11 protein-coding genes are annotated in these 15,290 nt (G+C 30.5%); all 11 read left to right on the plus strand.

Annotation, left to right across the window (positions count from 1 at the left end; translation table 11 throughout):
- Positions 1 to 9 precede the first annotated feature (9 nt).
- The 11 genes from OD917_RS03480 to OD917_RS03530 all read left to right on the plus strand — a co-directional run bounded on the left by OD917_RS03480 (position 10) and on the right by OD917_RS03530 (position 15,278).
- Positions 10 to 2,457, plus strand: coding sequence for a polysaccharide biosynthesis tyrosine autokinase (locus tag OD917_RS03480; RefSeq protein ID WP_263522147.1), 2,448 nt, complete (start codon positions 10 to 12; stop codon positions 2,455 to 2,457).
- Between the two features lie 10 nt (positions 2,458 to 2,467).
- A complete protein-coding gene (locus OD917_RS03485; RefSeq protein WP_263522148.1) occupies positions 2,468 to 3,451 on the plus strand; it encodes an SDR family oxidoreductase in 984 nt (327 codons plus the stop codon).
- Positions 3,452 to 3,475: 24 nt separating this feature from the next.
- Entirely contained in the window at positions 3,476 to 4,867 is a 1,392-nt protein-coding gene (locus OD917_RS03490; protein WP_263522149.1) for a UDP-glucose 6-dehydrogenase, read from the plus strand.
- Between the two features lie 66 nt (positions 4,868 to 4,933).
- The gene (locus OD917_RS03495) at positions 4,934 to 5,398 is read left to right on the plus strand and encodes a UpxY family transcription antiterminator (protein ID WP_263522150.1); all 465 of its coding nucleotides are present in this window, start codon (positions 4,934 to 4,936) and stop codon (positions 5,396 to 5,398) included.
- Between the two features lie 280 nt (positions 5,399 to 5,678).
- Positions 5,679 to 6,968: a nucleotide sugar dehydrogenase gene (locus OD917_RS03500; protein WP_263522151.1), complete on the plus strand. Its 1,290-nt coding sequence runs from the start codon at positions 5,679 to 5,681 to the stop codon at positions 6,966 to 6,968.
- 33 nt (positions 6,969 to 7,001) lie between these two features.
- Complete coding sequence (locus OD917_RS03505; RefSeq protein ID WP_263522152.1) at positions 7,002 to 8,009, plus strand: mannose-1-phosphate guanylyltransferase; 1,008 nt, start codon at positions 7,002 to 7,004, stop codon at positions 8,007 to 8,009.
- A gap of 18 nt (positions 8,010 to 8,027) precedes the next feature.
- Positions 8,028 to 9,074 (plus strand): dTDP-glucose 4,6-dehydratase, encoded by a 1,047-nt coding sequence (gene rfbB, locus OD917_RS03510; protein ID WP_263522153.1) that lies wholly within the window; start codon positions 8,028 to 8,030, stop codon positions 9,072 to 9,074.
- A 46-nt stretch (positions 9,075 to 9,120) separates the two neighbouring features.
- On the plus strand, positions 9,121 to 11,544 hold the full coding sequence (locus OD917_RS03515) for an SLBB domain-containing protein (protein WP_263522154.1): 2,424 nt from the start codon (positions 9,121 to 9,123) through the stop codon (positions 11,542 to 11,544).
- Positions 11,545 to 11,555: 11 nt separating this feature from the next.
- Positions 11,556 to 12,620 carry a Wzz/FepE/Etk N-terminal domain-containing protein gene (locus OD917_RS03520; protein WP_263522155.1) on the plus strand — a complete coding sequence of 355 codons (1,065 nt, stop codon included), beginning with the start codon at positions 11,556 to 11,558 and terminating at the stop codon, positions 12,618 to 12,620.
- Between the two features lie 226 nt (positions 12,621 to 12,846).
- On the plus strand, positions 12,847 to 14,226 hold the full coding sequence (locus OD917_RS03525) for a lipopolysaccharide biosynthesis protein (RefSeq protein ID WP_263522156.1): 1,380 nt from the start codon (positions 12,847 to 12,849) through the stop codon (positions 14,224 to 14,226).
- Positions 14,223 to 15,278 (plus strand): polysaccharide pyruvyl transferase family protein, encoded by a 1,056-nt coding sequence (locus tag OD917_RS03530; RefSeq protein WP_263522157.1) that lies wholly within the window; start codon positions 14,223 to 14,225, stop codon positions 15,276 to 15,278. Before OD917_RS03525 ends, OD917_RS03530 begins: the two co-directional genes overlap by 4 nt.
- The last annotated feature ends 12 nt before the right edge of the window (positions 15,279 to 15,290 follow it).

Here is a 15,290-nt window from a genome sequence, read left to right on the forward strand (position 1 = left end):
ATTTTTAAAATGTTAGATATTAAAGACTTTTCCATTTTTGAGAATCATTATAATTTTGATTTTAAAGGTTTTTTGTTGAAAATTGCTAGTTACTGGAAATGGTTTCTGATTAGTTTAATTATTACTTTCACAATTGCTTATCAAGTAAACATTCGTAAAGAAAAAATTTACGGAATGCAGACTTTGGTTTCTATTAAAGAGGAAAGTAATCCTTTTTTTACTTCTAATACAAGTTTAGTTTTTAACTGGGGAGGAATTTCAGATCAAGTAAATGGAATTTCTACAATTTTGCAATCCAGATCTCACAATGAGTTAGTAGTTGATAAACTTCAATTCTATATTGATTATTTAGAGCAAGGAAAGTATAATTTTATAGATTCTTATGGAGCTGTACCGTTTTATATAGATATCGACAAAACAAAAGGACAGATTGCAAATACATTAATAAGTATAAAATTTCTTAGCGAAAATGAATATGAAATTCAAATTCCGTTCGAAAATAGCTCAGTTCCATTAATCACTTATAGCACTAATACCTATGGTAATACTTCTGTACAACCAGTTAGTTTTGTAAAAAGATATAGAGTTGGAGATCGAGTAGAGCTTCCTTTCTTAAATTGGAAACTTCAAATAACAGATAATCCTGGCTTTTATAAAGGGAAAGAATATTTTATAAAATTTAATGATTTTGATGGGACGGTGGCTCGCTACAGAGGAGTAAGCGTAGAGCCATTAAAAAATAGCGGTTCAATATTAACCTTGTCTTTACAGGGAACAAATAAAGCAAGAATGGTGGATTATTTAAATTCTACTGTAAAAATGCTTATTAAAATACAACTTGATGGTAAAAACCAATTTGCGACAAATACTATTAGGTTTATAGACAGTACCCTTGTTGCAATGGAGTCTCAACTTAAGCAAACAGGTAATGAATTAAAGTCTTTTCAAAAAGATAAAAATATTTTTGAAATCGAAGATGGTGGAGCTAAAGTTTCAGATAAGATAATGAATTTTGATGTTGAAAGAGATCAAGTAACTAGAAAGATCGCGTATTATAATTCATTAAAATCATATCTAAACAGTAGTGATGATTACTCCAGATTGCCAGCTCCATCAGTTGCGGGAATTGAAGATCAGAATATTGTTGCCAATGTTTCAAAGCTTATAGCACTTTCGGCTCAAAGATCTGAAATGGCATATGCCGTAAAGAGTGAAAAAATATTTAAAGATTTTGATAACCAAATGGCAGCAGTAAAAAATGTTCTTCAAGAGAATATTGCTACTGCAAAAGCATCTTTATTGTATGACTTGTCTTTAGTCAATGCTAAAATTGGTCAGGCAGAAAGTACAGTTAAAAGACTTCCGGCAGAACAACAGGAATTATTGAAAATCAAAAGAAAGTATGATTTAAACGATAATATTTATACCGAGTTTCTTCAAAAAAGAAATGAGGCAGAAATTGTAAAAGCTTCTAATTTATCGGATATTCATTTTATAGATCCGGCAAAAGACATAGGAGGTGGGCTTATTGGGCCTAAAACCTCAGTGAATTATGTATTGGCTTTGTTTTCAGGAATTTTAATTCCGTTGTTATTTGTTTTTGTAATTTTCTTTATCAATAATTCGATTCAAAATACAGAAGATATTAGTAAGATAACCCAAATACCATTACTTGGGGTTATTGGAGTGAATAAGGATTCTGTAAATTTAGCTGTTTTTGATAAACCCAAGTCCGCTCTTTCTGAGGCTTTCAGAGGAATACGATCTTCACTTCAGTTTTTATATAAAAAACAGAAAGTAAATGGGGCAAAAACTTTAATGATTACCTCTTCAATTAGTGGGGAAGGAAAAACGTTTTGCTCTATCAATATAGCAACAGTTTTTGCTTTAAGCGAAAAGAAAACGGTAATTGTTGGTTTGGATTTAAGAAAACCAAGATTAGCAGATGAGTTTAAATTAACTACGCCTCTTGGAGTTGTTAATTATCTAATTAGACAAAATAGTTTAGAAGAAATTACTAACTCAACTCCTATTCCAAATCTAGATGTAATACTTTCAGGACCAATTCCTCCAAATCCTTCAGAGCTTATTTTAAGTGATGCTATGAAAGAATTAATCGATGAATTAAAATTGAAATATGATTACATAATTCTTGATACGCCACCAGTTGGTTTAGTAGCAGATTCGTTAGAGTTAGTGCAGTTTGCAGATGTTATCTTGTATATTGTTAGACAAAATTATACGAAGAAAGACATGATAACGATGTTAAACACAAGACTTAAGCGTGGCGAATTAAGTAATGTTAGTATTGTGTTGAATGGCTATGAGAATAAAGCAAAATACGGAGCAGCTTATGGCTACGGATATGGTTATGGAGCTTACTCAAATGGTTATCATGAAGAGGAACCAAAAAAAGGATTTTTGAAAACACTTTTAAATCGATTTAGAAAAAGCTAAATTTTGATAAATGGAAAATAAAACAAAAAATACAATTTTAATTACGGGAGGAGCTGGATTTATCGGTTCAAACTTGACGGAGTATTTTTTAGGTTTAGGATATAAAGTAGTTTGTTTAGATAACTTCTCGACAGGGCATCATCATAATTTAAAAGATTTTTTAAATAATTCTGATTTTAAATTAATTGAAGGAGATATTCGAAATTTAAGCGATTGTAATTTGGCAGTCGAAGGAGCAGATTACGTTTTGCATCAAGCGGCTTTAGGTTCTGTTCCTAGATCAATTAAAGATCCAATAACTACAAACGATGTGAATGTTTCTGGGTTTTTAAATATGCTGACTGCTGCACGCGATGCAAAAGTGAAGAGATTTGTTTATGCTGCAAGTTCTTCAACTTATGGAGATTCGCAAGGATTACCAAAAGTAGAAGATGTTATTGGGAAACCATTGTCGCCATATGCAATTACTAAATATGTGAATGAGTTGTATGCAGAAATTTTCAGCAAAACATACGGATTGGAAACAATAGGCCTTCGTTATTTTAATGTTTTTGGAAGAAAACAAGATCCTAATGGAGCTTACGCTGCTGTTATTCCAAAGTTTGTAAAGCAATTTATGAATCACGAAAGCCCAATAATTAATGGAGATGGAAATTATTCTCGTGATTTTACATATATCGACAATGTGATTCAGATGAATGAACTGGCTATGACTTCTCAGAATCTAGAGGCAATTAATTCTGTTTATAATACTGCTTATGGTGATAGAAATACACTAAATGATTTGGTGAAATATCTAAAAGAATATTTGTCTGAGTTTGATCCAAAAATAAAAGATGTTTCAGTTATTTATGGAGAAAACAGAGCAGGTGATATTCCTCATTCGCTGGCAAGTATTGAGAAAGCAAAAAATATGTTAGGATATAATCCAAAATATTCTTTACAAGAAGGGTTGAAAGAAGCAGTTGGGTGGTATTGGAATAATTTAAAATAAATAGATCAAGATAAAAGAGATCAAATGAAAATTACAAAAATTTGCTGCATTGGTGCAGGATATGTTGGTGGACCAACGATGGCGGTTATTGCTCAAAAATGTCCACATATTCAGGTTACAGTTGTTGATTTAAATGAACAAAGAATAGCGGATTGGAATGATCCTAATCCTGAAAACATTCCGATTTATGAACCAGGTCTTTCTGAAATTGTAGCAGAAGCAAGAGGTAGAAATTTATTTTTTTCTACTGATGTTGATAAGGCAATAGACGAAGCTCAAATGATATTTATTTCAGTAAACACTCCGACTAAAACTTACGGTAAAGGTAAAGGAATGGCGGCTGACTTAAAATATATTGAATTATGTGCTAGACAAATAGCAAGAGTAGCAAAACAAAATAAAATTGTAGTTGAAAAATCAACTCTGCCAGTTCGTACTGCTGAGGCAATTAAGAGCATATTGGATAACACTGGAAATGGTGTTCAATTTCAAATTCTATCTAATCCAGAGTTTTTGGCAGAGGGGACTGCGGTAACAGATTTATTAAATCCAGATCGTATTTTGATTGGTGGAGACACAACTGAAGGCGGTGAGGAAGCAATTAATGCATTGGTTGATGTTTATTCAAATTGGGTAAATAAAGATAGAATTTTGACAACAAATGTTTGGTCATCAGAATTGTCTAAACTTACAGCAAATGCATTTTTAGCACAACGTATATCTTCAATAAATGCAATGTCAGAACTTTGTGAAAAAACAGGCGCAGATGTGAATGAAGTTGCGAGGGCTATAGGCATGGACAGCAGAATAGGGCCAAAATTTTTAAAAGCTTCTGTAGGATTTGGAGGTTCTTGTTTTCAAAAAGACATTCTAAATTTAGTTTACATTGCAAAATCATACGGACTAAATGAAGTTGCAGATTATTGGGAACAAGTAATTATTATGAACGATCATCAAAAAAGAAGATTTTCAAATAAAATTGTTCAGACATTATATAATACAGTAGCTGATAAGAAAATTGCATTTTTGGGTTGGGCCTTCAAAAAAGATACAAACGATACTAGAGAATCTGCAGCAATTTATGTTGCTGATGACTTAATAAATGAACAAGCTAAAATTTCAGTCTTTGATCCGAAAGTTTCTAAAAATAAAATGTTAAACGACTTAGATTATTTGGAAACAAGAACAAGTAAGGAAAATATTGATGCTTTGAATGTGTTTGAAAATGCTTATGAAGCTTGTAAAGGAGCACATGCTGTTGCAATCTTAACGGAGTGGGATGAGTTTACAGCTTATGATTGGAAAAAGATTTACGATTCAATGCATAAACCAGCTTTTGTTTTTGATGGAAGAAATATTTTGAATGCTAAACAATTAGAATCAATAGGTTTCGTTTATAATGGTATTGGGTCATAAATTGGTTTTGTAGTTTGTAAGAGATATGAAGTGATACGAATTTGCTTCATTCATAAAGAAGAAAAAATGAATTGGTACGTAGTTTATACAAAACCTAAATGGGAAAAGAAAGTTGCGGATAAGCTTAATCAGCTGGGAGTCGAATGCTATTGTCCTTTAATTACTCAGGTTAAACAATGGTCAGATCGAAAAAAGAAAATTGAGACGCCACTTTTTAATTCTTATGTTTTTGTGCAATTACCCGATTCAGAGCGGAATTTAGTATTTCAAGTTGCTGGTGTTGTTAGATATTTGTTTTGGCTTGGAAAACCTGCAATTGTAAAGGATCAAGAAATTGAAGTTATTAAAAAAAGTCTAAAAGCAACAAATATTAGCGATATATCGGTTTCGACGTTTCAAGTTGGTGATAAGATCAAATTAGAGTCGGGAGCATTCAGTAATCAAAACGCAATTGTACAAGAGGTATCTAATAGTTATTATGTCCTAGTATTAGAAGCATTAGGGTGTGTATTGAAGATAAAATATAAATGATTTTAAAAATCAGATGATAACAGAAGAAAAAGTCCTTTTGGGAATTTTTTCTTCTGTTTTTTTTATTATGTATTTATTTACAGTCTGATTAATAGATTGTTGTGAATATTTGTTTTTGCATTGTAAGTTGTTTTGCTAGTATTACGTGAAACCGTATTGAATTACTAGACTTATTATGCTATATTTGCCGAAAATGATTAATTTAGGTATCTGAGTCAGAATTTTGTGACTGAGAACGGCGAAGCCATGAGTTTAAGTGACCAGAATAAATTAAAAAAATATGAAGTTGGAAAATAATGTAAGAATTGCAGTTATAGGCTTAGGTTATGTAGGATTGCCTCTAGCGCGATTATTTGCTACCAAATATTCAGTTATTGGATTTGATATAAACGAATCAAGAGTTAGTTCCTTACAATCTGGAACCGATAGCACTTTAGAAGTCGAAGACAATGTCTTACAGAAAGTTTTAGTAAAAAGCTTAAATGAAGAAAAAGGCTTGTACTGTACTACGTCAATAAATGATATTAAAGAATGTAATTATTATATAGTTACTGTTCCTACGCCTGTAGACAAAAATAATAGGCCAGATTTGACTCCTTTGTATAAATCGAGTGAAACGGTCGGGAAAGTTTTGAAAAAGGGAGATGTTGTTATTTATGAATCAACTGTATATCCAGGAGTTACAGAAGAGCAATGTGTGCCCGTTTTAGAAAAAGTTTCAGGTTTAAAATTTAACGAAGACTTTTTCGCAGGATATTCTCCCGAAAGAATCAATCCTGGAGATAAAGAACATACTGTTGAAAAAATTTTAAAAGTTACTTCGGGTTCAACTCCAGAAATAGGTTTGAAAGTTGATGCTTTATACAAATCCGTAATTACAGCAGGAACACATCTTGCGCCTACGATAAAAGTGGCAGAAGCTGCAAAAGTTATTGAAAATTCTCAGAGAGATATTAATATCGCTTTTGTTAATGAATTGGCCAAAATATTTAATTTAATGAATATTGATACACAAGAAGTATTAACGGCAGCAGCTACTAAATGGAATTTTTTACCTTTTAAACCAGGTCTTGTCGGGGGGCATTGTATAGGAGTTGATCCTTATTATTTAGCACAAAGAGCACAAGAATTTGGATATCATCCTGAAATAATTTTAGCTGGAAGACGTTTAAACGATAGCATGGGAGAATATGTCGCTTCACAGATCGTAAAGCTGATGATAAAAAAAGGAATTTCAGTTAATGGTGCAAATCTGTTAATGTTTGGAATTACTTTTAAAGAAAATTGTCCAGATGTCCGTAATACTAAAATTGTTGATGTTATAAAAGCTTTAAAAGATTACGGAATAACAGTTACTGTTTTTGATCCACTTGCTAATATTGAGGAAGTAGAGAGAGAGTATAAACTAGAAACTGTAAATATTTTGCCTAAAGAAAAATTTGATGCATTGGTATTAGGAGTAGCACACTCAGAATTTCTTGAAATTGATTTTTCAAATTTGCAAAAAGACAAAAGTTTAATTTATGATGTAAAAGGAGTTTTAGGATCTTTAGCTGATAATAGGCTTTAAGTTTTTAAATTTTCTTTTTTTATTTAAAAATATATGAGTTCAAATAAATCCGTTACACATGTAATTCTTACTGGAGGAGTTGGAAGTAGACTATGGCCTCTTTCGCGCAAAAGCCGACCGAAACAATACCTTGAAATATTTGATGGAAAATCTTTGTTTGAAATGACTGTTGAGCGAAATAGTCATTTAGCAAATAAAGTGATGGTTGTTGGAAATGTTGACAATTTTCAACTGAGCGGCAAAGTAATGGATAAAACAAGTACTTCATATATAAATATTGTTGAAGCTACTCCTAGAAATACTGCTGCGGCAATTGCATTTGCGGCATTTGCTTCAGAGCCAAATGATATTTTAATTATAACTCCTTCTGACCATATTATTGATTTAATGGAGAATTATAATGAGGCAATAAATGAAGCGATCTCTAAAGCTGATGAGGGATTTATTGTGACTTTTGGTGTAATTCCAACTAAACCAGAAACAGGTTATGGTTACATAGAAGCCAAGGGAGATAATGTAGTTTCATTTCGTGAAAAACCAAACGAAACGACTGCAAAAGAATTTATTGCAAAAGGTAATTTTCTATGGAATAGTGGAATGTTTTGTTTTAAAGCAAGTGTCCTTTTGGAAGAATTAAAACAATTTCAGCCAGATGTTTATAGAAAATCAAAACAGGTATGGGAAGCAAGTAACGATGGTTTCTTAGATTTAGATTTATCTATGGAAATTCCATCAATAAGCATCGATTATGCCGTAATGGAAAGAAGTAAAAAAATTAAAGTTGTACCAGCTTCTTTTTCTTGGTCAGATTTAGGCTCTTTTGAATCTGTTTATGATTATTTAATATCTAAAGGACATCCAACTGATGTTAAAGGTAATATGGTTATCGGATGTGATAAACATACAACCTTTCTTGGTTTAGAAAATACTATTTTTGTTTATACTGATACTGCTAATCTGATTTTGCAGAAAGAGAGTTCACAAGACGTAAAAGATATTTATACTGAATTAGAAAAACAGAATTCAGAATTATTAAAGTAAAGTAATCAAAAAGATAAAATGAAAAAAATTCTTATAACTGGAGGTGCTGGTTTTATTGGATCACATGTAGTGAGAAGATTTGTTAATAAATATCCAGAATATCACATTTTCAATTTGGATGCATTAACTTATGCAGGAAATCTTGAGAATATTAAAGATATTGAAGATAAGTCTAATTATACCTTCGTAAAAGGAGATATAGTTGATGAAGTTTTCATTAATGAACTTTTTTCAATACATAGTTTTGATGGTGTTTTGCATTTAGCAGCTGAATCTCATGTTGACCGTTCGATCGAAGATCCTTTAGCATTTGTTAAAACAAATGTAATTGGCACCATGAATTTGTTAAATGCGACAAAAAACCAGTGGAAGAATAATTTTGATGGAAAAAGATTTTATCACATTAGTACAGATGAAGTGTATGGAAGTTTAGGAGCAGAAGGATTATTTACAGAAACAACGGCGTATGACCCTAATTCACCATATTCTGCTTCAAAAGCTAGTTCAGATCATTTTGTTAGAGCTTATGGTGAAACTTATGGTTTGCCGTATGTTTTAACAAATTGTTCTAATAATTACGGATCTTATCATTTTCCTGAAAAATTAATTCCTTTATTTATAAATAATATAATTAACAATAAGCCATTACCAGTATATGGAGACGGAAACTATACTCGTGATTGGTTATTTGTTGAAGATCATGCTATTGCTATAGATCTAGTTTTTCATGAAGGGAAGAATCATGAAACTTACAACATTGGTGGGTTTAATGAATGGAAGAACATTGATTTGGTGAAATTATTATGCCAGATTATGGATCAAAAGTTAGGAAGATCAGAAGGAACTTCTCAACAATTGATCACATTTGTAAAAGATCGACCAGGTCATGATTTAAGATACGCAATAGATGCTTCAAAAATTAATAAAGAATTGGGATGGAGGCCGTCAGTAACATTTGAAGAAGGTTTAGAAAAAACAATCAATTGGTATCTTAATAATGAAGAATGGTTGCAGAATGTTACTTCTGGGGCTTATAAAGATTATTATAAAAAGCAATATTCTTAAAACAAATCTTTAATTAAATTTATTTTTTAAGATTAAAAAAAGCAGCATGAAAAAAATAACATACGTTCTTATTTTAGTTTTTACTTTTTTATTTTCCTATAATATTAAGGCACAAGATGTTCTTAAAGGTAAAGATTTAAGTACAATTAAAGTAGATTATTTATCGGATGATGACTTAGCTAAAATTAGTGCACAACTAAAAAGTAATAATACTACAATTGAACAAGTTGAGCCAATGGCATTATCAAAAGGAATGAGTCAGACGGAATATGATAAATTAAAGACAAGACTTAATGATTATTCGGCAAGATTAAATAAAGGTGTTGAAGATAAATCCCAAAAACAAGAAGATAAAAATGTGTTTGGTAGAAAACAAGACAAAATTAAAAATGACAAAGTTAAAGACTCTACTAATGTCTTGATTTTTGGTTCTGAATTGTTTGATAATCCAACTTTAAATTTTGAACCAGATTTAAAGATGGCAACTCCAGTGAATTATGTTTTAGGGCCGGGTGATGAGTTGCAAGTAAGTGTTTATGGTGTTCAAGAGTATAATGCATCAATACCAGTCTCAGTTGAGGGCAAAGTAGCTATTCAGTATGTGGGACAAATTTCAGTATCTGGAATGTCTATTGAAGCTGCAACTCAAAAAATAAAAGCTGCTATCGCAAAAGTTTATAGTACTGTTCGTTCGGGACAATCACAGGTAAGCGTTAGTTTAAGCCAAATAAGAACAATAAAAATAACGATTGTAGGTGGTAAACAGCCCGGGAACTATTCAATTTCTTCTTTAGCAACTGTATATAACGCTCTACATTTAGCTGGAGGTCCAGGAAAAAATGGAAGTTATAGAAATATTGAATTAATTAGAAATAATAAAGTCTATAAGAATATTGATATATATAGATTCTTAGTAAAGGGAGATCAATCTGACAATGTTGCTTTAAAAGAAAATGATGTTATAAGAATTCCAGCGTATAGTCAACGTGTTACTGTAGAAGGAGAAGTTAAACGTCCAGGTATTTTTGAAATGAAAAAAGGAGAAACCTTTTCAGACTTATTAAATTTTGCTTCAGGTTTTAATGAATTTGCTTATACGGCTTCAGTAAATGTATTACAGAAAACAGGTAAAGAATTTAAAGTTCATGACATAAATGAAAGTGAATACAATTCTTACCTTCCTCAATCAGGAGATGTTTTTAGAATTACAAAAATCTTAAATCGTTTTGAGAACAGGATTAAAATAGAAGGCGCAGTTTTTAGACCTGATTATTACTCGTTTACAGAAGGAATGCGTGTCTCGGATCTTATAACTAGAGCTGAAGGGCTAAAAGAGGATGCATACAGTAAAAGAGCACGAATAATTCGTCTAAAAACTGATTTAACGACAGAAATTATGAATGTAGATTTAGATGCTGCATTGTCTGGTGATTTAAATGCTGATATTGAATTAAAAAGGGAAGATATAGTTACTGTTTATTCTATTTTAGATTTTAGAGAAGAATATAAAGTTACTATTGACGGAGAAGTAAAAAATCCTGGAGAATATGAATATTTAGAGAATTTAACTCTGAACGACTTAATTGTACAAGTTGGTGGTCTAACAGGATCAGCATCTAAAAGAGTTGAAATTGCTAGAATGATAAAATCTGATTTTATTGATGATTCAGATCCAAAACGTATTGAATTAGTTCAATTTGAAATTACTGCAGATAATAATGAACAAGCCAAGAATTTTATTTTAAAACCTTTTGATGTAGTTAATATCCGAAGAATAGCTGTTTATGAAAAACCACAGATGGTAGTTATTAAAGGTGCAGTTGCCTATCCAGGAAAATATGTTTTAGCAAATAAAAAAGAAACTGTTTATAATGTTGTAATGAGAGCTGGTGGGTTGACATCTGTGGCTAATCTAGAAGGGATGAAAATTCTTAGACCCATTAAGGAAGATCAAATTGAAAAATTAAAAAGTGTAGATTTGAATTTAAAAACAGATACGTTAAATAATAAATTAATAGATAAACTTGAAAATGAATTAAAATTTTCGACAATTCCAATTAACTGGGAAAAAATAGTAAAGAATAAAAATCATTATTCCAATGTGACTCTATTTCCAGGTGACGAAATAGAAGTTGCGGTCTACAATGAAGGTGTAAAAGTAACAGGAAATGTATTATTGACATCTGAAATACCATATAGATCAGGGAAAGGATTTAAATATTATATTAATGCGGTTGGAGGAGTTGATAGTAAAGGTTGGAAGAAAAAAGCATATATAATTTATCCAAATGGAAAAGCTGATGTAACGAAATCATTCTTATTTTTTAGATTTTACCCAAGTGTAGAGCCAGATTCACAAATAGTTGTCCCTGAAAAACCTGAGACTAAAAAGATGAGCACAGGAGAATGGGTAAGTATAGGAAGCGTATTAACAAGTTTAGCATTATTGATTGTTACAGCATTTAAATAAGTAGGTTTTTTATGGATAATATTACAAAAGAGAAAGATGAAATTTCTTTAAAAGATTTAATTGAAAATCTTAAAGAATGGTACGTTTTTTTACTTACAAAATGGAAAACTATAGGTGCTTTAGTTATAGTTGGCGGAACTTTAGGTTTGACTTATTCATTACTTAAAAAGCCAATTTATACCGCTACATTATCATTTGCATTGGAAGACGATAATTCAAATGTTAATATTGGTGGGGCTCTTGGTTTAGCAAGTAGTTTAGGTCTTGATGTTGGGGGTAGTGGTGGCGGAATGTTTTCAAGTTCAAATTTGACACAACTTTTTAAATCGCGTTCCATGGTTGAGAAAACATTATTATTGCCTGTTAACGTTGATAATAAAGCGATTTCACTTGCGGAGATGTATATACAAAACAATAACTGGCGCAAAAAATGGGAAGGGAAACAAAGATTTGAGTCTGTTCAATTTTTACCTAATGCTAACCGTAAGACTTTTACTAGAGATCAAGATAGTATTATGGGGGCGATGTATGAGAAATTATCTAAGTCGGAATTAAAAGTAGAACAAAAAGATAAAAAAATTTCGATTATAACTATTGAGGTCTCTGATAATGATGAACTTTTTGCAAAATACTTTTGCGAAGGTTTGGCTGTAAAGGTTTCTGAGTTTTATGTTTCAACAAAAAGTAAGAGGGCTAGAATAAATATGGATATTTTAGAGCGACAAAGAGATTCAATTCGAAGTGAGTTAAATTCAGCTATTACTGGAGTTGCTGTCGCAACTGATAATACTTTTAATTTAAATCCAGCTTTAAATGTACGTAAAACGCCATCAGTTCGCCGACAGGTTGATGTACAGGCGAATACTGCCATTTTAACTGAGTTGGTAAAACAAGTAGAATTGGCTAAAGTTACTTTAAGAAGAGAGACTCCTTTAATACAGATAATTGACAGACCTATATTACCATTACAAAAAGAACGTTTTGGAAAAGTTAAAGGATTGATGATTGGTGGTCTTTTAGCCGGCTTTATTACAATATTGTGGTTAGTCTTGAGGAAGTTGTTAAAAGATTTATAATTTAAAGAATTGTTTAATATTTTAAGAAATTAATTGTATCATTTGGTCTCCTTAATGAAATTTAAGGTTAGTATGTTATGCTTATTCTTTTTATATAAGTTAAAAAGAAATTTGAATTGTTATAGTTTTCAATAAAAATATTGGATATAGTACATAGTATTGTAAAATTGCAGTCTAATAAAATGAAATATTTTATTAGGAAATTAATATAAAAAGTGGGGTTATTTTGGGTAAGTTAAAAAAGGGCATTTTAATTAATGACATTAAAAACAAAATTAACATTGAAAGTAAAAGAAACAAAAATATTCTTAAACATATTGGTTGGTCTTTTTTTTTCAAGGTTGGAACGATTGCAATTAGTTTTACTTTAATACCTATTACTATTGATTATTTAGATACCGATAATTATGGTGTTTGGTTAACATTAAGCTCGTTTATATCTTGGTTTTCATTTTTTGATATAGGATTAGGAAATGGACTTCGTAATAAATTTACCGAAGCTAAAGCAAATAATAATTATGAAATAGCGAAGGCATATGTTAGTTCAGCTTATTTTACCATTGGAGCCATTAGCCTTTTTATAGTCTTAATTTTTTTTATTTTAAATCAATTTATTGATTGGACTTTGGTTTTTAATACGAAAGAAAGTTTAAGTGGAGATTTATCTGTTTTATTGCCTATAATATTTGCTTTTTTCGGATTGCAATTAGTTTCTAAATTGATTGTTACTATCTATCAAGCAGATCAGCATCATTCTATTGAAGGTAAAATTCAATTTTTTTCTCAATTATTATCCTTAATTGTTATTTGGCTTCTTACTAAAACTAATAGAAGCTCTTTGCTGTTGTTCGGGAGTTTGATTTCTGCTATTCCAGTAGTTATTCTTTTGATTTTTAATTTTATTAGTTTCAATACAAGTTATTTGGCATATAAACCAGAGTTTAAATTATGGAAAAGGGAACATTTAAATGATATTTCAAATTTAGGTTTTAAGTTTTTCATAGTTCAAATCGCATCTTTAGTTTTGTTTTCAAGTGATAACTTTATTATTATTAAGTTATTTGGACCAGAAGATGTAGTAAAGTATAATTTAGCGTTTAAATATTTTTCGATTGTTACAATGGGCTATACAATTTTGCTTACACCATTTTGGTCAAGCTTTACAGAAGCCTATGTAAAAAAAGATTTCATTTGGATTAGGAGAACTGTTTCGACTGTTCAAAAGATTTGGCTTTTAGTTCCAATTTTGCTTTTAATAATGATTTTTATTTCAAAATGGTTTTACAATTTTTGGATAGGAAAAAATATAGAGATTCCTTTGAATTTATCTTTGAGTATGGCGCTTTTTGTTTTAATGATGACGTTCAATATGATATACGTTAACTTTATAAACGGAGTCGGAAAAATAAAGTTGCAGTTATATACGTCTATCATAACAATGATTATAAACGTACCCTTAAGTATATTTTTTGGTAAATATTTAGGCTGGGGACCTTCAGGGGTTGTTTTAGCAACATGCTGTTCTTTAATATATGCCATTATACTTCGACCATTACAATATTTTAAAATAATTAATAATACAGCAAAAGGTATTTGGAATAAATGATGAATAAACTAATCTTTTTAAAAGCCTATTTGAGAGGCTTTATTGTATCTAAGTTTAAGGTGCAAAATAATAATGCGGAGACAAATCGATATAAAGATTATGGAATACTTAATCCTTCGATCGGAACAGCTAATCTTGGTGATTTAATAATTTATGACAGTGTTTATAGTAAACTAAGGGATATCTACCCAGACGACCTGTTTACAGATTTTCCTACCCAATTATATACATCTCATGATGCTATGATTTCAATGAATGAACGTCATTTGTTGTTTGTTTCAGGAACAAATTTACTATCTTCAAATCTAGATCGAATTTTTCAATGGAAAATTCATTTTGGACATAAACGACTTTTGAAAAATAAGGTTGTGCTTATGGGGTGTGGTTGGTGGCAATATCAAGGTGGAATTAATAAATATACAGCAGCCATTTATAAAACTATATTATCTAAGGATGTTTTGCATTCTGTTAGAGATGAGTACACTGCTAATAAATTGAAAAGCATAGGTATTAATAATGTTATAAATACAAGTTGTCCTACATTATGGAGCCTTAGTCCCGAAAAATGTAAGCAAATACCAATATCTAAGGCTAGTGAAGTTGTGACTACTTTAACTTTTTATCATAAAAACAGTGAACTTGATAAAACCATGTTACGTATTTTATCAGAGAATTATAATAAGGTTTATTTATGGATTCAAGGTATGAATGATTTTCATTATTATAACGAAATTAACGAAAACTTTCATAACATTGAACTTATCTCTCCATCAATTGAGGCATACAACAACCTTCTTGAAAAGGGAAATATTGATTATATAGGAACTAGATTACACGCAGGAGTAAGAGCATTGCAAAAAAATATTAGAACTTTGATTTTGGCTGTTGATAATAGGGCAATAGAAATAAGTAAAGATGTTAACTTAAATGTAATTAAAAGAGAAGATGTTCTTGATATGGTAAATTTTATAGATAATGATTATGTTACTAATATAAAGTTGCCAACAGGTAATATTGATAAATGGATCTCTTCCTTAAATAAATATAAATAATAAAAGGTTTTT

This window comes from Flavobacterium sp. SH_e, assembly GCF_025717045.1.
Taxonomy (GTDB): Bacteria; Bacteroidota; Bacteroidia; order Flavobacteriales; family Flavobacteriaceae; genus Flavobacterium.

Bases quoted from the DNA above. Each gene is read 5' to 3' on its own strand.
- OD917_RS03480 (WP_263522147.1), top strand. From the start codon at position 10: ATGTTAGATATTAAAGACTTTTCCATTTTTGAGAATCATTATAATTTT.
- OD917_RS03485 (WP_263522148.1), top strand. From the start codon at position 2,468: ATGGAAAATAAAACAAAAAATACAATTTTAATTACGGGAGGAGCTGGA.
- OD917_RS03490 (WP_263522149.1), top strand. From the start codon at position 3,476: ATGAAAATTACAAAAATTTGCTGCATTGGTGCAGGATATGTTGGTGGA.
- OD917_RS03495 (WP_263522150.1), top strand. From the start codon at position 4,934: ATGAATTGGTACGTAGTTTATACAAAACCTAAATGGGAAAAGAAAGTT.
- OD917_RS03500 (WP_263522151.1), top strand. From the start codon at position 5,679: ATGAAGTTGGAAAATAATGTAAGAATTGCAGTTATAGGCTTAGGTTAT.
- OD917_RS03505 (WP_263522152.1), top strand. From the start codon at position 7,002: ATGAGTTCAAATAAATCCGTTACACATGTAATTCTTACTGGAGGAGTT.
- rfbB (WP_263522153.1), top strand. From the start codon at position 8,028: ATGAAAAAAATTCTTATAACTGGAGGTGCTGGTTTTATTGGATCACAT.
- OD917_RS03515 (WP_263522154.1), top strand. From the start codon at position 9,121: ATGAAAAAAATAACATACGTTCTTATTTTAGTTTTTACTTTTTTATTT.
- OD917_RS03520 (WP_263522155.1), top strand. From the start codon at position 11,556: ATGGATAATATTACAAAAGAGAAAGATGAAATTTCTTTAAAAGATTTA.
- OD917_RS03530 (WP_263522157.1), top strand. From the start codon at position 14,223: ATGATGAATAAACTAATCTTTTTAAAAGCCTATTTGAGAGGCTTTATT.